This window comes from Mesorhizobium sp. M0968, assembly GCF_040319065.1.
Classification (GTDB): Bacteria; Pseudomonadota; Alphaproteobacteria; order Rhizobiales; family Rhizobiaceae; genus Mesorhizobium.
The window spans coordinates 21672-41278 of sequence record NZ_JAMYNL010000004.1; the positions used below are offsets into that span (position 1 = coordinate 21672).

Genomic DNA, 19607 nt, shown 5'->3' on the forward strand with positions numbered 1-19607 from the left:
TGTAATCTCTCATAGGGGGCGGCCCGAACGCAGACACAGGCACTGGGCTGCGGCAAGCAATTGACTGCCATGGTAGTATCCAATACATCAGCGGTCCTCATCGAGAAATTCCGCAGCTGGAGGTCGAATGGAGCAGACGTGGCGATGGTTTGGGCCGAGCGACGCAGCAACGCTTGCCCATGCCAGGCAGGCCGGCGCGACCGGCATCGTGACGGCACTGCACGACATCCCTTACGGCGAAGTCTGGCCGATCGACGCCATCAGGCAGCGCCAGGCGCTTATCGAAGCGGATCCGGCGATGGGCCTGAAATGGAGCGTCGTCGAGAGTGTGCCCGTGCACGAGGACATCAAGCTCGGCCGCGGCGATCTCGACCGGCTCTACGACAATTTCAGGCAGACCTTACGCAATCTCGGCGCCTGCGGTGTGCGCACGGTCTGCTACAACTTCATGCTGATCCTCGACTGGACCCGGACCGACCTGGCTGCGCCGCTGCCGGGCGGCGGACGGGCGCTCCGCATGAACATGCACGAGCTTGCCGCGTTCGATTGCTACATGCTGCAGCGCAAGGGATCGGAGCGCGACTATGCGTCCGATGTTCTCCAGCGGGCGAGCGAATGGTTCGAGACGACGCCGGATACGTCAAAAGAGCGTCTGCTCGCCAACATCATGGCCGGCCTGCCGGGCGCCTTCAAACGCTACGACATAGCAGAATTGCGCGAAGTGGTGGCCGAGCAGTCGGGCCTGTCGCACGACCGGCTGCGCGAGAACCTCGTCCGTTTTCTCGAAAACGTGCTGCCGGCGGCCGAAGAGGCGGGCGTCACGTTGGCGATCCACCCGGACGATCCGCCGCGCGATCTCGTCGGCCTGTGCCGGATCGTCAAGAACGCCGACGACATCGCCCTTATCCTGGACGCCGTGCCATCGGCCCATAGCGGCCTCACCTTGTGCACCGGGTCGCTGGGCGCCAACCCGGCCAATGACGTGCCCGCCATCGCCAGGCGCTTTGCGCACAAGATAAACTTCGTGCATCTGCGCAATGTCAGCATGGACCCGGACGGCTCGTTCATGGAATCCGAGCATCTGAGCGGCGATGTCGACATGGTCTCGGTGGTCTCGATCTTGCTCGACGAGCAGCAACGCCGCCGCGATGCCGGTGAACCGGCGGCGCTGCTGCCGTTTCGCCCGGATCATGGCCACGAGCTGATTGATGACGCCGCGCGGCACACCCATCCCGGCTACCCCGTGATCGGCCGTCTTCGCGGCCTTGCCGAATTGAGAGGCGTGATGACAGCGATTGCCCATCAGCGCGGCTACCGGCTGCAATGACGGCGCCCCGCCTGCTCTGCGTCGGCGCGCTCACCTACGACACGATCTTGCGCCTCGATGTCCTGCCCTCCGGCGCCGGCAAGTTCCTGCCGAGCGAGGCCGTGCAGATCGCGGCCGGGATGGCGGCAAGCGCCGCCGCGTCAGCCAGCCGCCAGGGCGGGCAGGTCTGGCTATGGGCAAGCGTCGGCGACGATGCTGTCGGCCGCGATGTCATCGGCCAGATGGAGGCGGAGCGGGTCGACTGTTCGCTGGTGCGCAGGGTTGAAGGCGGTCGCTCGGCCATTGCCACGATCCTGGTCGATGCCGCCGGCGAGCGTATGATTGTGCCCTTCTACGATGCAATCACGCAAGCCGATCCTGACCGTCTTCCGCCCGCGGATTTTTCCCGCTTCGACGCCGTGCTGGTTGATGTCCGCTGGCCCGGAGCCGCGGCCCTGGCGCTGGCGAAGGCTCGCGAGTGCGGCATCCCGGCGATCCTTGACGCCGATGTCGCGTCGCGACCGGTGCTCGACCGGCTACTGCCGCTCGCCTCGCATGTCGTTGCTTCGCTGCCGGCGGCACGCATCCTTTGCGGTCCAGAGGTTTCCGCCGGTTCCGCCGTCGCCATTCTCGGCGAACGGACCGGCGCCTTCGTGGCGGTCACCGATGGGGCGAACGGCACCGCGTTCCGGCACCCGGGCGGCAATGATGTCCGTCATCTGCCGTCGCCGCGGGTCGAAGCCGTCGACACCCTGGCGGCAGGCGACGTGTTTCACGGCACCTTCGCTCTCGGTCTGGCCGAAGGTTGGGACGAAGAGCGGGCGGTAGCAGTGGCCAGCGCCGCCGCCGCGCTAAAGTGCCTGCGCTTTGGCGGACGTCTTGGCGCACCGACGCGCGCGGAAACGCTGGCTTTCATGCAAGGATCGACATGACGCCGAACACGGTTGGGCCGGTTCGGCAAAGAAGGGCACGTCAAGTGGCGCCGATCGACTACCATGGCAGTCGCTGCGCAACTGTTCGAGGGAGAATAAATGGCTGAGTTCAAAAAACGCGCACTGGTCACGGGGGCGGCCATGGGCATCGGCCGTGCTGTCGCCGAAAGGCTGGCCGGGCAAGGCGTCGACCTGATTCTGTTCGACCGGGCGGGCGATCAGCTGGATGACGTCGCGGCGCAGCTTTCGGCGCGCGGCGTGACCGTGCACACCGTGCTTGGCTCGACCGCCGACACTGAAGCCTGTGGCCGCGCCGTCGAGCTTGCCCGATCCGCGTTCGGCGGGCTCGACATGCTCTCCCACAATGCCGGCATCCAGCGTTACGGAACGGTGGAGACCACGGACGAGGCGCTTTGGGACGAGGTGATGAACGTCAACCTCAAGGCTGCCTACCTGCTCTCCCGCGCGGCGATGCCGCTGCTGCGGCAAAGCCGCGGCGCCATCGTCCATATGAGCTCGGTGCAGGGTCTGGCCAGCCAGGAAGGGGTTCTGGCCTACAGCACGGCCAAGCACGGCCTGATCGGGCTGGTCAAATCGATGGCCGTCGATTATGCGCCGCTCGGTGTGCGCGTCAATGCCGTCGCTCCGGGCGCCGTCGACACGCCGATGCTGCGGGATGCGGTCAAGCTCAACGATAAGCCCGACGAGATCCTGCGCATCCTCGACAACATGCATCCGCTCGGCCGTACCGCCCAGCCGCAAGAGATTGCCGCAGTCGTCGCCTTCCTGCTGTCCGACGATGCCTCCTTCGTCACCGGCGAGGTCGTACGCGTCGATGGCGGCCTGCTGGCGCGCATCGGCGGTTCTCCGCGCAAGGAATAACGTCGGCGCTGCTGCTTGCGCAGGCATTTCATGAACGGCTTGAAGCTGCAGAGCCTATAAGGGGTCGCCGATGGCACGGCTTTTGGGAACGCGGACCATCACCGAGGGGCGGCTCGACGAAACCGCCCCCGGCGCTTCAGTCGCGGCTAGGACGTTCGAGGTTTTGCTCGACCAGATCCTGACCTTCCGCCTGAAGCCGCACGAGCTGATTTCTGAAAAGGCGATGTCGGAAGCCCTCGGCGTGAGCCGCACGCCGGTCAGGGAGGCGCTCGCCCGGCTGGCCGGTCTTGGCTTGATCGACATTTATCCGCAGCGCGGCAGCATGGTGGCGCCGCTCCGGATTGCCGATCTCGAGAAATCGCAGTTTCTGCGCGAAGCGCTCGAAGTCGGCCTGATCAAGCGCGCGGTCGAGAGCCCGCGTCGCGCCGAACTGCTCGCCATGCTCAAAGGCGAACTGGCGGTCCAGGAGACGTTCGCCTCCATCGCGGACGACAGGCGCTTTTTCAAGTCGGACGAGCTGTTCCACCAGCACATCGCCAGCCATGCCGGCTTCCCCGGAATCTGGGCCGACATCAGCGCGGCGAAGCTGCACATGGACCGCTTCCGTTTCCTGTCTTTCCCGCGCCTCGACAGCATGTCGGTGGTTCTCGGCCAACATCGGCGGATTGTCGATACGCTCGAGCAGGCCGACGCGCTTGCGGCGGAAGAGGCGATGCGAACGCATCTTCGCCGCATCTTCGAGGTGCTCGAAATCGTCCAGGAGCGCTATCCCTATTATTTCGAGGCAAACGGCAGTGTGAGCCCGCTTTCGGCCGGCTCAATCCAAGCCTGAGCCTTTCTTGCGCGCTTCCGAAGGTGTCTTGGTCTTGCTGCCGGATGTGTCGGAAGCTGGCTCGGCTTTGCGATTTTGACCCTCACCGCCTTGCTCGTTGCGGAGCTGCTTTTCCACTATCGATCGCGATCCTTCCGCCGGGTCTTGTTCAGGATGAGTATCGGTTCCCGTCATGTCGGTTCCTATCCATTTTGATCAATTGCGTGCGGCGTGGGCTGACCTCCGCCGCCGGTTCTGTCGCGCCCGATCATCAGCCAGGCGGCGAACAGCACGACCAGTACGACCACGATCCAGGCGACGAAACGAGGCATCGGCCTCATGTCCCTCGCCGCCGCTTGCTGCCGCGTGCCTCCGGATCGGAGCCGGCCTCGACCGTTGGATCGGGCACGACCGGGCCGCGTTCGGCCTCGGAACCCTCAGCTTCGATCTCCTGCACGGCCTGATCCCAATGCTCGCGCTCGCGTCCTTGCGGACGGCCTTCGCGCTCCCAGATCTCATGGGCTCGCTGCCTGATACGCTCTTCCCTGTCCATGGCCTTTGCCTCGTCATCCCCTAATCCGGCGATCGCTGGTTTGTTCCGCGGTGCCAGCGCCGTTCATCGCGATTCAGTTGACCTGATCACCCAGCGCTCTAGATCAAACTTCGCGCCGAAGTCGCCTGGTGCCGGGGAGAACAATCGTGTGGCAGCAACGCTACAAGCACGTATTGTAAATGCCGTTACAGCCGTCGGTTCTCGACCAGACCGCCTGCGCTTGCTGCTGATAATATTTGTAGTGACGGCATGCTCGCCTTCCGGCCAGGTCGAGCAGCAGTCGAAAACCGCGGCTTCCGCCACACAGACCGCATCGCTGGTCCTGGAGAGCTGGATCGCTGGGGAAGCCCCGTCGGAATACACGTCGCGCACTTTGCAATCGGCCGGCAAGGCGCTCGCCGATGCCGGTGCGCAAATCCAGTCCGGCAAGTCGCCTGAGTCCAGCGGCCAAGCCGGTCTGAAGATGGCGGTTGGACGGCTTTCGGCAGCGGTAATTCGCGCGGCGACGGCCGTGCAGAACGGCAACCGCTCGGAAGTGGAACACGCGCAGCAGGATCTGCGGGCCGCCGCCGCCGACCTGAGCACGTCCTACGCGAAATATTTCGCGCCGAAATCATGAAGAAGCTGCTCGAAATATCGCTCGGCGTCGTCACCAGCGTTGGCGGCTTTCTTGAGGTCGGATCAATGGCGACCGCCGCTCAGGCCGGCGCCGCGTTCAGGTTTCAGCTGATATGGGCCGTCGTCCTGGGCACGATCTGCATCATCTTCCTGGTCGAAATGGCCGGACGCTTCGCCGCAGTTAGTCATCACACCATCGCCGACGGGATCCGGGAACGGTTTGGCTTCAACGCCTTTCTGTGGCCGTTGCTCGCCACTTTGCTGGTTAACTTCCTGGTCATGGCAGCCGAAATCGGCGGTGTTGCGATTGCGCTCGAGCTCGCCACCGGCATCGGCTTTCAGTGGTGGGCGCTGCCGGTCGCTTTTCTGGCATGGCTGTTCCTTTGGAAAGGCACGTTCGGATTCATCGAAAAAGGCGTCGCGATCCTCGGGCTGGTCACGCTGTGCTTCGTGGTTGGCGCCGTCATGCTGAAGCCCGATTGGGGGCAGGTCGCGGCCGGGGCCGTGCCAACACTGCCGGATCACGACGCGGCCAACTACTGGTTCATGGCAGTCAGCATTCTTGGTGCGTCGATCTCGCCCTATCTGTTCATGTTCTATTCGTCGGGAGCGATCGAGGACGAGTGGGACAAGAGCTATCTCGGAGCCAATCGGGCGATTGCCGGCCTGGGCATGAGTTTTGGCGGCACAATCGCTATGGGTGTGCTGATTGTGGCGGCGCTCGTTCTGGCAGCACACGGCATAGTGCAGGTCGACGACTACCACCAACTGCCGCTGATGCTGATTCAGATCTTCGGTTTCTGGGGGTTCGTCCTGTTCGTTGCGTCACTAGGCATTGCCTGCTTCGGCGCCGCGCTCGAAATCGGCCTGCAGCAAGCCTACCTTGTGGCGCAGGGTTTCGGCTGGACCTGGGGCGAGAACCTGAAACCGCGCGACGACCCGGGTTTCAGCACCGTGTATACGGTCTCGCTGTTTCTCGCCGCCATTCCGATCGCACTGGGTCTCGATCCGCTGAAGCTCACCATCTTCTCCATGGCGCTGACGGCCGCCAGCCTGCCGCTAACCGTGGTGCCGTTCCTCTTCCTGCTGAACGACGAGCGTTATATCGGCGAGCACCGCAATGGCATCATCGCGAATGCCGCGGTTATCTTCATCATCGCGCTCGGTTTCTTGCTCGCGATCGTGACCATTCCTTTGCAGATGTTCGGAGGCACGTGATGGATTTGCTGCGTGACATCCTGGACAAGCAAGTGGTCGACCGCGAGCAGGTCAAGATCGGCAAGGTTGACGGGCTGGTGGCCGAACTCAGGCCAGGCAAGCCGCCAAAAATCATTGCGGTCGAGCTCGGCTCGATCACGCTGGCGCGCCGGCTTGGCCAGCGGCCCGGGCGCTGGATGGCGCGGCTTGCGGCAAGGCTCGGCGGCAAGCGCCATGCCGAGCCGCACCGCATCGCCTGGAACAAGGTGCGCGACATCGGCGTCGACATCGAGTTCGATATCGACGTCCGCGAAACGGCGATTTTCGACTGGCAGGACTGGCTGCGCGATCATGTCATTGGGCGTATCCCGGGAGCTGGATGATGGCTACTATCAATCTCGAGCAATTGGCTGGCAGGAATGTGCTTTCGCAGCGCGGCAAAAGCATCGGTCATATCGAGGAGATACGCGCAGAATCGGATGGCGACGACCTGGTGATTGCCGAGTACCATGTCGGCATCTACGCGGCCTTCGAGCGTCTGTCCGCTTCGGCCATCGGCATTGCGGTCCTCAATGTCTTTCGACTGCGCAGTCGCGACAGCATGTACCGCATCCCTTGGGACAAGCTCGACATCTCCGATCCGGCGCGGCCGCGGTTGTTATGCACGACGGAAGAACTTTCCGGTATGAAGGGGAGTATCGAGGGCGATAAACCGGAATGAACGATACTTTCCCGCCGTCGGAGAATGGGGTCCAGTGAAAGTCCTGGTTACCGGCGCCACCGGCCTAATCGGTGCCTCCGTCGTGGCACGCCTTCTTTCCGAAGGACATGAGGTGATCGGATTGGTCCGCAGCCCCGGCGCAAACCGGACCGGCAATTATCAATTGCTGGTGCTGGACATGGCGGTGGCGCTGCAGCCCGAAGACTGGCTACCGCATCTCAGGGGCATAGACGCCGTCGTCAATTGTGCCGGCGTTCTGCAGGATAGCCCTCGTGAAAAGACGCGCGAAGTCCATCGCGAGGCGGCGGCAGCACTCTTCCTCGCCTGTGCGCGGGCAGGGGTTGCCCGGGTGATCCACTTCTCGGCAATCGGCGTCGATCGGGCGCAGCCTTCGGCATTCTCGGCGACGAAGCTGGCTGGCGACCAAGCGCTTATGGCGCTTGATCTGGATTGGGTGATCCTGCGCCCGTCCGTGGTGCTCGGCCGGCCGGTGTTTGGGGCCAGCGCATTGTTTAGGGGTCTCGCCTCGCTGCCGGTGCTGCCGTCCATGCCCGGCACCGGCCCGCTCCAAGTGGTGCAGCTCGACGACGTGGTCTCAACCGTCGTCTTCCTTCTCGATCCCGCCAGTCCGTCTCGCATCGTGCTGGAACTTGTCGGTCCCGAACAGCTGAGCATGGACGAGGTCGTCGGCAGCTATCGCCGATGGCTCGGCTGGGCTCCTGCAGCCAGGTTTGTCTTGCCGGCGGCTGTTGCAAGGCTTCTCTACCGCCTCGGCGACCTTGCCGCGATGTTCGGCTGGCGTCCACCGATGCGCACCAACGCGGCCAGAGAGATTGCCCGAGGAGCGGTTGGAGATCCCTCGGACTGGACCGCCACGACCGGCATACGCCCGCAAACCCTGGCGGGCTTCCTCGCGCTCAATCCGGCAACGGTGCAGGAAAAATGGTTTGCCCGGCTGTATTTCATCAAGCCTGCGATCTTCGTCGTCCTGCCCTTCTTGTGGATCGTGACGGGAATTGTGTCGCTGACCACCGGCTACCGCAGCGGCGTCGATCTGATGCAAGGCACGGGGGCGGGCATCTTGTCGCCGCCGATCGTGATAGCCGGTGCTCTTGCCGACATCGCCGTCGGCGCGCTCCTAGCCTGGCGGCCGGCGGCGCGAAAAGGCCTCTATGGCGGCATCGCGCTCTCGCTCTTCTACCTGGTCGTCGGAAGCTTTCTGAGCCCCGAGCTGTGGAACGACCCGCTTGGGCCGTTCCTCAAGGTGTTGCCGATCCTGGTGCTGCACTTTGTGGCCTTGGCAGTGCTGGAGGAGCGTTGATGCTCTATTTCCTGCTGAAATTTCTGCATGTCATCGGCGCATCCGTGCTGCTTGGTACCGGCGCCGGTATCGCTTTCTTCATGTTGCTCGCCCACAGGACCGGCAATGCCGCGACGGTTGCGGCGGTGGCGCGTGTCGTCGTCGTCGCCGACTTCCTTTTCACCGCGACGGCCGTGGTCGCGCAACCTTTGACCGGAGCCGCGCTCGCCTGGCAGGCCGGCTACTCGCTGTCGGAGGGCTGGATCGTACTTTCGATCGCGCTCTATATCTTCACCGGAATGTTCTGGCTCCCGGTCGTCTGGATGCAAATGGAGATGCGCAAGCTGGCATCGCAAGCCGCCGCTGCAGGCGCGCCGTTGCCGCCGCGCTATCATCGGCTCTTCTGGCTGTGGTTCGCCTTCGGCTTCCCCGCCTTCGCTGCCGTACTCGGGATTTTCTGGCTGATGATCGCGCGGCCTGCGATCGAGTGGTAGGTCGCAGGCAGGTCCCACTGCGATAATGCCCAGTCAAAGCACTACGGAAAGATTCCGGCCCATGCAGCGCCATGTGCCGGAGCGGACCTGCGCCTCGACCTGTAAGTCGCACCGGAGTCCGGTCTCGTATCATTTCCAACCGCGCGCTCACCGCCATCGGCACAGGACAACATCCCGTCTTGAGGCTGGTTAGGCTTCGCTTACCAAAAAAGATGACGCCTGAGGGGAACACGGGAAGCACAGGCAAGTTCGGTGCGCAGTGGAGGAGATTGCGGCATGAACAGTGTTATTTATCTCATCGGCTTCGTCGTCGTCGTGCTTGCGATCCTCTCCTTCCTCGGATTCCACTAGGAGACACCATGCAGGACCAGGACGATCAGGGCCGTCAGACGGCCGATTTCGAGACAGCCAGAAGCGAGCTTTCGGAAAGACTACAGCGAGAAAAGCAGACCGCGACGGAAGCGCTCCACGATGCGCGTGACGAGATCACCAGGAAAGCCGGAGACTACGCATCGGAAGCAAAGCAAGCATTGTTCAACAAGGCGGAGGGAACGCAGCGCGACGTGAGCGCCAATCTGAAGGCCTTCAGCGGCGCATTGCGCGCGGCAAGCGAGCATCTTGCCAATAATGATCAACGGACCGCTTCGAAATTCGCCCTTGACGCCGCAGGCGGGCTCGAGCGGCTTTCCTCGTCCCTGAAGGATAAACCGTTCGACGAGGTGCTTGGCGAAATTCAGTCGTTCGGCCGCGAAAACTCGGGGGCGCTGATCGCCGGTTCGGTATTGGCAGGCCTGGCGCTGGGGCGGTTCATCAAGAGCTCGCCGCCCTCTGCCCAAGCCGGAGCACCGCGCCGGTCGGGAGCAGGCCGGGCGCCCGAGACCGGTCCTAGCTCGAATGAGTTCGGAGGGCGATCGGCAGAGGCAGTGGAGCCGGCCCCGCTAGTATCCGATCAGTCCGGCGATGACTGGGCCAATGCAAGCCTGGAGCAAAACCCATGACTGACAATCAGGACACTCGCAGCCTGACAACCCTTGTCAGCGATCTGGCACAGCAGGTCACAACACTGCTTCAAACCGAAAGCAGGCTGTTGCGGGCTGAAATGTCGGAAAAGGTAAGCAAGGCCGGCGCCGGCGCCGTGGAGGTAATGGGAGGCGCCATTTGCCTGCTCGCCGCCCTGATGGTGCTTTTGCAGGCGCTGGTGATTGCCTTGGCGAGCGCCGGGCTGGGAGCCGGATGGTCCTCGCTGCTCGTCGGCGTCGTGGTGGCAGTACTGGGCGTCATACTCTTGCGCTCCGGCAAGGCAAGCATGGCTCCCTCAGAGTTGACCCCCGACCGGACACAAGACCAACTTAAACGCGACGCACGCGTGATCAAGGAACAGATAAGATGACCGACAAATCCGCAGCCGAGTTGGAACGCGATGCTGATATTGCTCGCGCCAGAGTGGCAGATACCGCAGACTCGATCCGCAGCAAGATGACACCGGGCCAACTGATCGACGAATTCACCGGGATGTTCAGCGGCGAGGGATCCGCCATGCTCAGCAATCTTAAGACTCAGGTCAGGGACAATCCGTTGCCGCTTACATTGGTCGGCGCGGGCCTGGCCTGGCTGATGCTTGGCAAGGGCACGTCGGTAGACAGTTCAGCACTTGGTGCCTATTCGACCAGCAGGGAACCTGACGGCAGCCGAACCTTCTCTGACCAGCGGAGCTTGGGCGGGGCCTGGCAGGACTCAAGCGGCGATGAGTACGGTGCCGAGAGCGAAGATTCCGCCGGCTCCATGCTCTCCGATGCCGCTCGTTCGGTTGCTTCCGTGGCAGGCGGTGGGACTGAGGCTGTCGCAGACGTTGCGAGCGGCGCCAAAGAAAGATTAAGAAGCACGGCCGGGCAGTTCGGCTCGAGCGCCAACGATATGGCGGGGCGGGTGCGGCAGTCGACGCGAGACCTGTTCCAGCGCGAACCTCTGGCAATGGCCGCGGTGGGCCTTGCCGTGGGCACCGCCATCGGCGTGATGCTGCCTCACACCGCCGCGGAAGACGAACAACTCGGCCCCTACCGCGACAAGCTTCGTGACACTGCCGAGGAGCTCTTTGAAGAAGGCGTGGAACAAGCCAAGCAGGTCGCCGCCGAAGCATATGAGACTGTAAAAGAAGAGGCTGACCGACAGGGTTCCAGCAGCGACGCCGAGACCTTGGTCGACCGCGTCGAGAAAGTCGTGAAAAAGACGGCAAGCAAAACTGAGGAAGCGATTCGCGATCGTTTGCCGGAGACCGACGAGGTTCCCAGTTCGAACGATTCTCCCGAAACAACGTGATAGCGCTGCGGTCGTTCGTGGCGATTCCGACCACGGGCCGCCTCGCGGTTGGCACATCGAAGTCGGCTAGGAGTCCGCAACCTTCCGCAGACAAATATGATCGCGGCGCTCAAGTCATTAGCCGAGGCGCTCCGGTCCGTTCCGATTCTTCGCTCTGAATCAGTTCGGTTCGTCGGGCTGCATGAAGCGTGTCTGGCCAACGGGCCTCAGCAGCACTGTCCATTCTGAAAAAAAACAACCACATGGGGTAATCGCGGGAGCGACGCGCCCTGGAACCGATCATAGCCTTGGAGGGTGGCTGTTCCCCGATAAGATGAAATACGGGCTCACGACTGGACGCCGGGCCCAGCATCAACGGAGAACAGCCATGGAAGAACATATCGGTCTCGACGTGTCGATGAAAGAGACGGCGGTGTCGATCCGCCGTGAAGGCGAACGGATCTGGCGCGGGAAGTGCGCATCTGATCCCAGGATCATTCCCGAGCTTGTCCGCAAGCTGGCGCCGGCCGCAAAGCGCGTCGTGTTCGAAACCGGCCCGCTGTCAGTTTGGTTCTATCATGCGCTGCGCGCCGAGGGATTGCCAGCCATCTGCATCGATGCGCGCCATGCCAAAGCCGCTCTCGATATGGCGGCGAACAAGACGGATGCGAATGACGCCGATGGTTTGGCGCGTCTTGCTGAAGCAGGATTCTTTCGCGAGGTGCGCGTGAAAGGCTTCGACAGTATGTTGACCCGCACGCTCGTGGCAGCATGCACTCGGCTGGTCCGGATCACCGTCGAGCTTTCCAACCAGATCCGAGGGATCATGAAAACGTTCGGCTTGCTCGTTCCCGCCGGTAAGGGAACTACATTCGAAAAGAATGTCCGGAGCCTTCTTATCGATCAGAGCGAGCTTGCTCCTGTCGTCCTACCGATGTTGGAAGCCTGGTGCAGCATTCGCATCCGTGCCGCCGAGCTTGGGCGCCAGCTTGTCGCAGATGCACGTCAAAGCCAAGCATGCCGCATACTCATGTCGATCCCCGGCATCGGCGCCATTACCGCAACCTCTTTCGCCACGGCCATTGAAGATCCGGGCAACTTCAAGAAGTCCCGCTCTGTTGCCGCTTGGATCGGCCTGACAACTCGCCGCTACCAATCGGGAGAAGTCGATTATGACGGCCATATATCCCGACGCGGCGATCGACATTTGCGGGGACTTCTCTATGAGGCTGCGGCGGTCATCCTGACACGCAGCTCGATCGACAGCAGCCTGCGCACGTGGGGCCTCAGGCTCCGGGAGAGGGTTTGGCTTCAAACGAGCTGCCGTGGCTGTGGCGCGCAAACTGGCGGTGATAATGCATTCGATGCTCAAGACCGGTGAGTTCTTTGATCGAAATGCAGGCGCCACAGCATGAAATCTTGCGAATAGCGTTCAGGATCTGAGCGCCTGAGACGTCCCTGCCGGGACGTGAGCCGAGCCATTCCGCTGATGGGATTGCACCGCTGTCTCAGCAAAGTGCGTCGTCCACATTGAAGGCTCGTCCGCGGAGCTCCATCATGCGGCGACTGATGTCGACCGCGAAGACAACCATGCACCCGGCAGCGTCGTCTCAACGCAATTACATGCTTGACGTCCCAGCGGCGATTAGACAACCCCGTCAATTCGACAGGGGTGGTTGCTAGGAATTCCTCTCGGCCCGCCGGGCGGCCTAACTCTTGGCGGTCTCTCCCGCCTCACGCAGCCTGGCGTATTGCAAGGTGACACCGCGCAGGTTCTGCCTCAACCAGTCGGCCATTTTCTCTTCTTCGCTGAGATTCTGCTGAAGGGAATTGGTTGCCTGACTAAACCCTCCGGCCTCGGCGAGTACGAGCAACGAGTTGTAAGCGGCGATCTCGTAATTTTCGAATGCAAAGTTGGCGAAGCTGTTCTTGAGGATTTCGTCGCCGGCTACGGAATGTCCCATCGCGGCCATGCTGCCGACCATCGACATGGCCGTGTCCTTCAATGTGGAATGGTCCTCACCGAGGCCATCCAGAATGGATTCCAGGCGGGCCATCTGCCCTTCGGTCTCCGTGATATGCTGCTGCAGGCGGTCGGCGACCTGCGGATAGTTCTCGATCCGCTTGACCTGAGGTTTCATGATCGACAGTGCCTGGTTCTCCATGGCGTGGGCGTTGCGCAGCCCGACAATGAAGATCGAGCGGGTTTCGGAATTGACATCAGTATCCATAGGATTTCCTCGCGGTTTGACGTGTAGAACCAAACCGTGGCTATGCCGATTTGTTCCTGGCGAGGTGTTGACTGTCGAGCTTTTACACCTAACCCTGCTCTTCAAGAAGTGCAGCATAAACAGCTCTCACAACCTGCGACAGTACGTCGAAAGCATAGCCGATATGCAAACGGTCGCACGGCGTATGGTAGTCTCGTTCCCCACCATATTGAGGGTAGGAATGTTGCCCACATCGGCGTGTTGCGGACGACGACGTCGGACCGGACTCGGCCCCCTCGCCAAAGAAGCTCATATCCGAGATGCCCGCGAAACAATCCGCACCAGCAGATTGCCCGGGCCATAGCGGGCGCTCGCGTCGGCCGCGATGTGCGACGCGACCGCGGGCAGCCTCGCCGATGCGGGCCGGTTCCGAAAGGTTCGTCGGCAAGCAAGGCATCGAGCCGAAGGCGGTGACGATTGCCGGTCCGGCAAACCGGCATCGGTAGACTGCCGGCAGTGTTTGATCTCGACTAGGCGAGCAACGATGTCATTTCAGCGAATAGAGGTAGGCAGCGACGTCCCGCGCCTCCTGATCGGAAATTCTGGTCGAAGGCATTGCCGTATGCGGATTGATCTCCCTTGCCGCACGGATCCAGCGGATCAGGTTCTCCGGCCTATTGCGCAAGACGCCGCCGACATAGACCCGGGTGGCCAGGCTTGCGTCGAGGCGTGGACCGACTAACCCTTGCGCGCCGGGAACGCCGGTGATGGTGTGGCAACCGGCGCAGCCATTGGCCATCATGATCGGAATGGCGCGGGCGCCGACGCCGCCGGTCGCATTGTCGGCCTTCTGCTCGACCCGACGGCTTTGCTCGAAGTACAACAAAATCCCGGCCAGGGCTGCAACGAGCACGACAATAACCGCAGCGCCGATTACGGCTTTAGACAGCGTGAAGCGCATGCGACGCCTCCCGGTCCTTTCGGCTGCTCGAGCGGATCCACAGGCCGGCCAGCAGCAACGCCGCGCCGCCATAGATCAGGCCGGCCGGAACCCACATGACCAGACCGGCGAGTTGCTGGTCCTCGAGCGGGCTAAGATTCCATAGGTCTGCGCCTGCGCCATTTTCCGGATACCACAGCCTTGGCGAGACCAGGAGCAGCACTCCGAGCAGGCCAGTGTGCAGCGACGTGAAGAAGAGGTGCATGACTGCGCTGCCACAGGCTTGTTCGCGGCCTGAACGCGGCAGCAGGACCCACCAGAACAGCAGGCCGGAACCGAAGAAGCTGGCATGTTGCGCGTAATGCAGGACACCCTGTGCAAGCGCCGCCTCGAACAGCGCCGGAATATGCCATGCCCATATGGCGACGCCGTGCAGGACGGTGGCCGTTACAGGGCGGCTGATGGTGGCCCAAACCGCCTGCAGCATCTTCGCGTGCCCGGCTGCGCCAAATGCCAGCCGCAGCTTGATCGGCAATGCCCACATCATCGCCGCCGCCGGCCGGGAGGCGACCAGCAGGGGTGCCGCCACCGCCATCAACAGTTCGTGCTCGATCATGTGGGCGGTGAAGACCCGCTCACCCAATGCATGGAGCGGACTGACCAGTGCTGCCGCCAAAATGGCCCAGCCGGTCGCAAACAGCAGGGCTTGCCGCAACCGCAACGGGCGGCTGCGGGCACTCCGCCGCCACAGCCGAAAGGCGCCTGCCGCGTAAAGCAGTGCGACCATGGTTAGCGGCAGCGTGATCGGCAACGCCAGCGTCCAGCCGGCCTGCGCGGCGCCGGCACCGTAGCAGATCGTGGTAGAGAAGAGCGCGTCGAAGCTCATCGCAGGCAGCCGTCAAGAATGAGCGAGGCGGCGCCTTGCATGACAATTGCCAGCGCAAACAGCACCGCGCTGAGAATGCCGATATTGGCGACGAAATCCTCGGTGCCGCGCGTACGATCCGGTTTAAAGGCGGCGCCACCTTGCTGGCGCGCCCGCCACGAAAGCACGCCGCCGAGCAGGGCCAGCACTGTCAGCACCAGCGCAATGACCAGTATGAGGGGAACGCCGTGGGCGCACTGCCACTCCACGAACGCATAGTTCAGCTGCGTCGACACCGCCCAGGCCAAAGGCCCGGACAACAGCCCGCCCCATGATGTGCCCAAGCGAAGCGCACGCATCTCAGTCAAGCCTCGGCATCCAGTAGATCAACAGATAGATCGGGATCCAAGTCGCGACCACGAAATCCCAGTAGAAGACGTTGTCGCCAACGTCCCCGAAACGCCGGCCGTTATAGCCATGGCGCGTGAACATCAGGACCGTCAGCACCAGCGTGTCGCCGACGTCGGTAATCAGATGCGTTGTGTGGAGGCCGAGCAGGACCCACAGCATTGAGCCGTACGCATTGGTATCCCAATAGATGTTGAGGGCCGGAAATTCGAACCACCGCACGACAAGCGGTGCGATACCGAGCAGCGACATGACGATCAGGCCGATGCGCACGGGCACCATGGCACAGGCTTCGGCATAGCGGTTCAGTATGTGGTTGGGCACCACGCTGGCGAGCAGCAACAGCGTGACGATGGTGCCTGGCCAATGGTTGGGCGGCGGCACGCCCAGCGGCCATTCGGGCGACAGATAGGCAAGGTAAAGATAGGCGCCTGCGGCGAGCGCGAACCCAGTGCCCTCCAGCGCCATGAAGGCGAGAGTGCCCCACCAGGTCGGGCTGCGTGGTCCGAGCCCGAAGGTCGGGAGTTGGGAAAGATCGGCGGTAGGGCGCTGTTTCATTCCTCATCCTCCGGGTCGCCTTTCGGCCAGAACCAGCCGATCAGAGTGATGGCGATCGGCCCGGCTCCCCAGACCACCGCCCACGGGCTGAAGATCGAATAGAGAAAGGTGGCGCCGACGGCGAGCGCGGCGAACAATGGCCAGATCGACGGTGTCGCCGACTTCTCGCGCACATCTGGATGCGCCTCTGCCACGGTCGATATGACAAGTTCGCGCGCGTCGACGCGAAGCCCGGTCGCGACAGGCAGCGTGTCACGTTCGGCCCAGAGCGGCTCGGCGTGGGTAACCACCGGGATCCGAGCGAAATTATAGCTCGGCGGTGGAGAGCTCGTCGCCCATTCCAGCGTGCCAGCATTCCAGGGATTGTCCCCCGCCGGGGCGCCCCTCGAGGCGCTGTACACCAGGTTTATAGTGAACAGAACGAAGCTTAGGAACAGGATGACCGCGCCGGCTGTGATGAACAGGTTGATGTTGCCCCAGCCGAGTTCCACCGGATAGGTGTAGACCCGCCGCGGCATGCCCCACAGGCCGACAATGTGCATCGGAAAGAACGCCGCATTGAAGCCTAGGAAGGCAAGCCAGAAGTGCCAGCGTCCGAGACGTTCGCTCATCATCCGGCCGGTGATCTTGGGGAACCAGAAATAGGTCGCGCCGAGCAGCGGGAACACCGACCCGCCGATCAGCACGTAATGGAAATGCGCGACCACGAAATAGGTGTCGTGCACTTGCAGGTCCAATGGCACCGACGCCAGCATCACCCCAGTCAGGCCGCCCGCGACGAACGTGAAGAAGAAGCCGAACACAAACAGCAGCGGCGTCCGGATTATCGGGCGTCCGTCCCACAATGTCGCCAGCCAGCAGAAGATCTGCAGCCCGTTCGGGATGGCGATCAGCATGCTTGAGGCGGTGAAGAAGCTCGCGCCGAGCTTGGGCAGACCGGTTGCGAACATGTGGTGAACCCACAGGCCGAACGACAGAAAGCCGACCGCGATCAAGGCCAGTACCATGCCCAGATAGCCGAATACCGGACGCCGGGCGAAAGCGGCGATGATCGAGGACACCACGCCGGTAGCCGGCAGGAATATGATGTAGACTTCGGGGTGGCCGAAGAACCAGAACAGGTGCTGGAACAGCAAAACGTCGCCGCCCTCGGCGGGATTGAAGATATGGGTGCCGACCAGCCGGTCGAGGATCAGGAACGTCGACGTGATCATGACCGCCGGCATGGCGAACACGATTACGAAAGAGGTGACCAGCATCGCCCAGACGTAGAGCGGAATCTTATCGAGCGACATGCCCGGCGCACGCTGCTTCAGCACGGTTACGATGGTGGCGACCGCGACCGCCAGCGATGACACTTCGGTGTAAGTGATCATCTGCGCCCACACGTCGGAACGCTTGCCTGGCCCAAATTCAGGACCGGACAGCGGCACGTAGGAGAACCAGCCGACGTCGGGCGCCATGTCGAGTGCAAACGACACCCAAGCGAAGAGGCCACCGGAGAGATAAATCCAGAAGCTGAATGCATTGAGGCGCGGAAAGGCGATATTGCGGGTGCCGACCATCAGTGGCACGAGGTAGATGCCGGTCGCCTGAACGATCGGCACTGCAAACAGGAACATCATGGTCACGCCATGCATGGTGAACAGCTGGTTGTAGCGGTCGGGCCCGATCAGCCCACGCTCCGGCCCCGACAGTTGGATGCGCATGGCAACGGCGCTGAGGCCACCGAGGCACAGGAAGACGAAAGCGGTGATCAGGTAGCGCCGCGCGACAATTTTGTGGTCGACGCTCGAGAGCGCACCGATGATGCCTGGCGCCGTCTGCCATGTCCGCGCCAACCAGCCGTCAAGGCTGGCGTCGTCGAGGCCGGTATCACGAGGACCGTCGCGCTCGGGAGCTAGGTCACCCTTTTGTGCTGCGGCGCGTTGCTGGGCGAGGTCACGCCCATGGGCCAGGTCGGCGCTACTCATTTCAAGCCCTCGAGATAGGCTACGATTGCATTCAGCTCGTCCCCGTTCAGTCCCACCACGGGCATGTGGGCACCTGGCTTGATCCCTTGCGGATCGGCTATCCAGGCTGCGAGATTGCCCCGGCTCATCGCCAGCGTTCCGGCAGCGAGCGTCCGCCGGCTTGCGATATGTGTAAGGTCGGGAGCGACCGTACCGCCGGCGATGGTGCCGCCGATCTTGTGGCACATCACGCATGGCCGTTTGAGGAACAGGTCGTGGCCGGTTTTGGCCTCGGCCGACACGGGGGCGGCCGCCGGCCGCAGCTGATCGTTCAGCCAGGCGTCGAATACAGGCCGAGGTTCGGCGATGATGAAGGTGCTCATATTGGCATGCTGCGCGCCACAGAACTCGGCGCACTGGCCGCGATAGACGCCGGGTTTGTCCGCCTTCAGATCGAGAACGTTCTCGTGGCCTGGAATGAGGTCCAGCTTGCCCGAGAGGTTCGGGACCCAGAAGGAATGGATGACGTCGGTCGAGGTCACTACAAGCCGCACCGGCTCGCCCGCCGGGATGTGGATTTCATTGGCGGTCGTCAGGATGCGGTTCGGCTGATCATTTTCGTAGCGCACCTCCCACCACCATTGATGTCCGGTCACCCGGATCGTCAGCGCCGCATCCGAGCCGATAGCAGCGAGCGTCCGGTTGGCGAAGTAGCTCAGCAGGGTCAGGCCTACCAGGATCAGGGCGGTAGCGGCGAGTGCGGCGACGACAATTCGCATCTTGCTGCGCTCGGCGGCAGCGTCGAGTACAAGTGGATCGCCGAGCGGCGCCGCGCGCCGGGCCAATGGCATGATCAGCACAGCCAGCACTAGAAGCCAGACCACCGTGCACAGCGCGGTGAAGAACCAGATCAGCCACGCAAGCTCACCCGCGGCCGAGCCTTTTGGGTCGAGCGCCGATTGCCAGCCGCTGCATCCTGCAAGGAGCAGCATGAAGGCTGCGCCGCAGCACACCCTGCAAACAAGGCGGTTCACGGCGACTTCCCCAGAGTCGCGGCATCCGGCAGGCGATTTTCGGATGGATGGGGCATCATGTCGTCGTCGCGGCTCGGCGCAGCGGATTTTGGCGCGTTGCCGCTCAACGCGCGGACGAAGGCGGCAAGCTCCCAGATCTGGTCGTCCGGGATCTTGTCGCGGAAGCTCGGCATGCCGTTTGGCCGACCGTCCCTGATCGTGGCGTGGATGCTTTCGATCGAGCTGCCATAGAGCCACTTCTTGTCCATAAGGGCCGGGCCCATGCCGCCACCGCCATTGGCATGGCAACCGGAACAGTTGAACCAGTTGAACAGACGCTTGCCCTCGCTGAGGTGGAAGGCGTTGGCCTCGAACACGCCGGCCTTGGTATCGGACGAGGCCGGCCGTTGGCCGCCCGGCTCGAGGGCCGTCACGGCTGCCGGTTGGTCGCCCGAGCCGAGCGCCGACTGTGGACGCGTGTCGCGTTCCTCACGCTGGCACCCGGAAACCGCGAGGATCGCGAACACCAGCAAGGGAAGACCGCGCTTCATT

24 protein-coding genes and 1 pseudogene are annotated in these 19607 nt (G+C 62.8%); 14 read left to right on the forward strand and 11 right to left on the reverse strand.

Going from position 1 to position 19607, the window contains the following annotated elements:
- Positions 1 to 127: 127 nt before the first annotated feature.
- The 4 genes from uxuA (at position 128) to NKH67_RS08010 (ending at position 3952) form a co-directional block, all read left to right on the forward strand.
- On the forward strand, positions 128 to 1327 hold the full coding sequence (gene uxuA / locus NKH67_RS07995) for a mannonate dehydratase (protein ID WP_352473434.1): 1200 nt from the start codon (positions 128 to 130) through the stop codon (positions 1325 to 1327).
- On the forward strand, positions 1324 to 2238 hold the full coding sequence (locus NKH67_RS08000) for a PfkB family carbohydrate kinase (protein ID WP_352473433.1): 915 nt from the start codon (positions 1324 to 1326) through the stop codon (positions 2236 to 2238). The genes uxuA and NKH67_RS08000 overlap by 4 nt, the downstream gene beginning before the upstream one ends.
- A 99-nt stretch (positions 2239 to 2337) precedes the next feature.
- Entirely contained in the window at positions 2338 to 3120 is a 783-nt protein-coding gene (locus tag NKH67_RS08005) for an SDR family NAD(P)-dependent oxidoreductase (protein ID WP_352451506.1), read from the forward strand.
- 70 nt (positions 3121 to 3190) lie between these two features.
- Positions 3191 to 3952, forward strand: coding sequence for a GntR family transcriptional regulator (locus NKH67_RS08010; protein WP_352473432.1), 762 nt, complete (start codon positions 3191 to 3193; stop codon positions 3950 to 3952).
- On the opposite strand, the gene NKH67_RS08015 is transcribed toward NKH67_RS08010, so the two are convergent.
- From NKH67_RS08015 to NKH67_RS08025, 3 genes are read right to left on the reverse strand one after another with little or no spacing between them, the layout of a single operon-like run.
- On the reverse strand, positions 3938 to 4126 hold the full coding sequence (locus NKH67_RS08015) for a hypothetical protein (RefSeq protein WP_352473431.1): 189 nt from the start codon (positions 4124 to 4126) through the stop codon (positions 3938 to 3940). The two genes, NKH67_RS08010 and NKH67_RS08015, sit on opposite strands and share 15 nt — an antisense overlap.
- Before the next feature lie 8 nt (positions 4127 to 4134).
- Positions 4135 to 4263, reverse strand: coding sequence for a hypothetical protein (locus NKH67_RS08020; RefSeq protein ID WP_280952094.1), 129 nt, complete (start codon positions 4261 to 4263; stop codon positions 4135 to 4137).
- 5 nt (positions 4264 to 4268) lie between these two features.
- Positions 4269 to 4484, reverse strand: a complete 216-nt coding sequence (locus tag NKH67_RS08025) for a DUF2934 domain-containing protein (RefSeq protein WP_023676165.1) — start codon at positions 4482 to 4484, stop codon at positions 4269 to 4271.
- Between NKH67_RS08025 and NKH67_RS08030 the strand changes: the two genes are divergently transcribed.
- From NKH67_RS08030 to NKH67_RS08075, 10 genes and pseudogenes are all read left to right on the forward strand, one after another.
- On the forward strand, positions 4483 to 5103 hold the full coding sequence (locus NKH67_RS08030) for a hypothetical protein (protein WP_352473430.1): 621 nt from the start codon (positions 4483 to 4485) through the stop codon (positions 5101 to 5103). The genes NKH67_RS08025 and NKH67_RS08030 overlap by 2 nt on opposite strands.
- Positions 5100 to 6320 (forward strand): NRAMP family divalent metal transporter, encoded by a 1221-nt coding sequence (locus NKH67_RS08035; RefSeq protein ID WP_352473429.1) that lies wholly within the window; start codon positions 5100 to 5102, stop codon positions 6318 to 6320. The genes NKH67_RS08030 and NKH67_RS08035 overlap by 4 nt, the downstream gene beginning before the upstream one ends.
- Positions 6320 to 6682 (forward strand): hypothetical protein, encoded by a 363-nt coding sequence (locus tag NKH67_RS08040; RefSeq protein WP_352473428.1) that lies wholly within the window; start codon positions 6320 to 6322, stop codon positions 6680 to 6682. Before NKH67_RS08035 ends, NKH67_RS08040 begins: the two co-directional genes overlap by 1 nt.
- Positions 6679 to 7020: a hypothetical protein gene (locus NKH67_RS08045; RefSeq protein ID WP_352920825.1), complete on the forward strand. Its 342-nt coding sequence runs from the start codon at positions 6679 to 6681 to the stop codon at positions 7018 to 7020. The genes NKH67_RS08040 and NKH67_RS08045 overlap by 4 nt, the downstream gene beginning before the upstream one ends.
- 34 nt (positions 7021 to 7054) lie before the next feature.
- Positions 7055 to 8341 (forward strand): SDR family oxidoreductase, encoded by a 1287-nt coding sequence (locus NKH67_RS08050; RefSeq protein WP_352473425.1) that lies wholly within the window; start codon positions 7055 to 7057, stop codon positions 8339 to 8341.
- Positions 8341 to 8814 (forward strand): DUF2269 family protein, encoded by a 474-nt coding sequence (locus NKH67_RS08055; RefSeq protein WP_352473424.1) that lies wholly within the window; start codon positions 8341 to 8343, stop codon positions 8812 to 8814. The genes NKH67_RS08050 and NKH67_RS08055 overlap by 1 nt, the downstream gene beginning before the upstream one ends.
- 359 nt (positions 8815 to 9173) lie before the next feature.
- A complete protein-coding gene (locus NKH67_RS08060) occupies positions 9174 to 9812 on the forward strand; it encodes a hypothetical protein (protein ID WP_352772029.1) in 639 nt (212 codons plus the stop codon).
- Positions 9809 to 10204, forward strand: coding sequence for a phage holin family protein (locus tag NKH67_RS08065; RefSeq protein WP_292657573.1), 396 nt, complete (start codon positions 9809 to 9811; stop codon positions 10202 to 10204). The genes NKH67_RS08060 and NKH67_RS08065 overlap by 4 nt, the downstream gene beginning before the upstream one ends.
- Positions 10201 to 11130, forward strand: a complete 930-nt coding sequence (locus NKH67_RS08070; RefSeq protein WP_353030498.1) for a hypothetical protein — start codon at positions 10201 to 10203, stop codon at positions 11128 to 11130. Before NKH67_RS08065 ends, NKH67_RS08070 begins: the two co-directional genes overlap by 4 nt.
- Before the next feature lie 367 nt (positions 11131 to 11497).
- A pseudogene (locus tag NKH67_RS08075) lies at positions 11498 to 12524 on the forward strand (IS110 family RNA-guided transposase).
- Positions 12525 to 12818: 294 nt separating this feature from the next.
- Here the strand turns inward: NKH67_RS08075 and NKH67_RS08080 are convergent.
- The 8 genes from NKH67_RS08080 to NKH67_RS08115 all read right to left on the reverse strand — a co-directional run bounded on the left by NKH67_RS08080 (position 12819) and on the right by NKH67_RS08115 (position 19606).
- Positions 12819 to 13340: a ferritin-like domain-containing protein gene (locus NKH67_RS08080; RefSeq protein ID WP_352472854.1), complete on the reverse strand. Its 522-nt coding sequence runs from the start codon at positions 13338 to 13340 to the stop codon at positions 12819 to 12821.
- A gap of 526 nt (positions 13341 to 13866) precedes the next feature.
- The gene (locus tag NKH67_RS08085; RefSeq protein ID WP_352472855.1) at positions 13867 to 14280 is read right to left on the reverse strand and encodes a c-type cytochrome; all 414 of its coding nucleotides are present in this window, start codon (positions 14278 to 14280) and stop codon (positions 13867 to 13869) included.
- Positions 14261 to 15145 carry a cytochrome c oxidase assembly protein gene (locus tag NKH67_RS08090; RefSeq protein ID WP_352472856.1) on the reverse strand — a complete coding sequence of 295 codons (885 nt, stop codon included), beginning with the start codon at positions 15143 to 15145 and terminating at the stop codon, positions 14261 to 14263. Before NKH67_RS08090 ends, NKH67_RS08085 begins: the two co-directional genes overlap by 20 nt.
- A complete protein-coding gene (locus NKH67_RS08095; RefSeq protein ID WP_353030711.1) occupies positions 15142 to 15483 on the reverse strand; it encodes a hypothetical protein in 342 nt (113 codons plus the stop codon). Before NKH67_RS08095 ends, NKH67_RS08090 begins: the two co-directional genes overlap by 4 nt.
- A gap of 1 nt (position 15484) precedes the next feature.
- Positions 15485 to 16090, reverse strand: a complete 606-nt coding sequence (locus tag NKH67_RS08100) for a cytochrome c oxidase subunit 3 (RefSeq protein WP_352472857.1) — start codon at positions 16088 to 16090, stop codon at positions 15485 to 15487.
- Positions 16087 to 18063, reverse strand: coding sequence for a cytochrome c oxidase subunit I (ctaD, locus tag NKH67_RS08105; protein ID WP_352472858.1), 1977 nt, complete (start codon positions 18061 to 18063; stop codon positions 16087 to 16089). Before ctaD ends, NKH67_RS08100 begins: the two co-directional genes overlap by 4 nt.
- A complete protein-coding gene (coxB, locus tag NKH67_RS08110) occupies positions 18060 to 19034 on the reverse strand; it encodes a cytochrome c oxidase subunit II (protein ID WP_352472859.1) in 975 nt (324 codons plus the stop codon). Before coxB ends, ctaD begins: the two co-directional genes overlap by 4 nt.
- A 38-nt stretch (positions 19035 to 19072) precedes the next feature.
- Positions 19073 to 19606, reverse strand: a complete 534-nt coding sequence (locus NKH67_RS08115) for a c-type cytochrome (protein WP_352472860.1) — start codon at positions 19604 to 19606, stop codon at positions 19073 to 19075.
- Between the last annotated feature and the right edge of the window lies 1 nt (position 19607).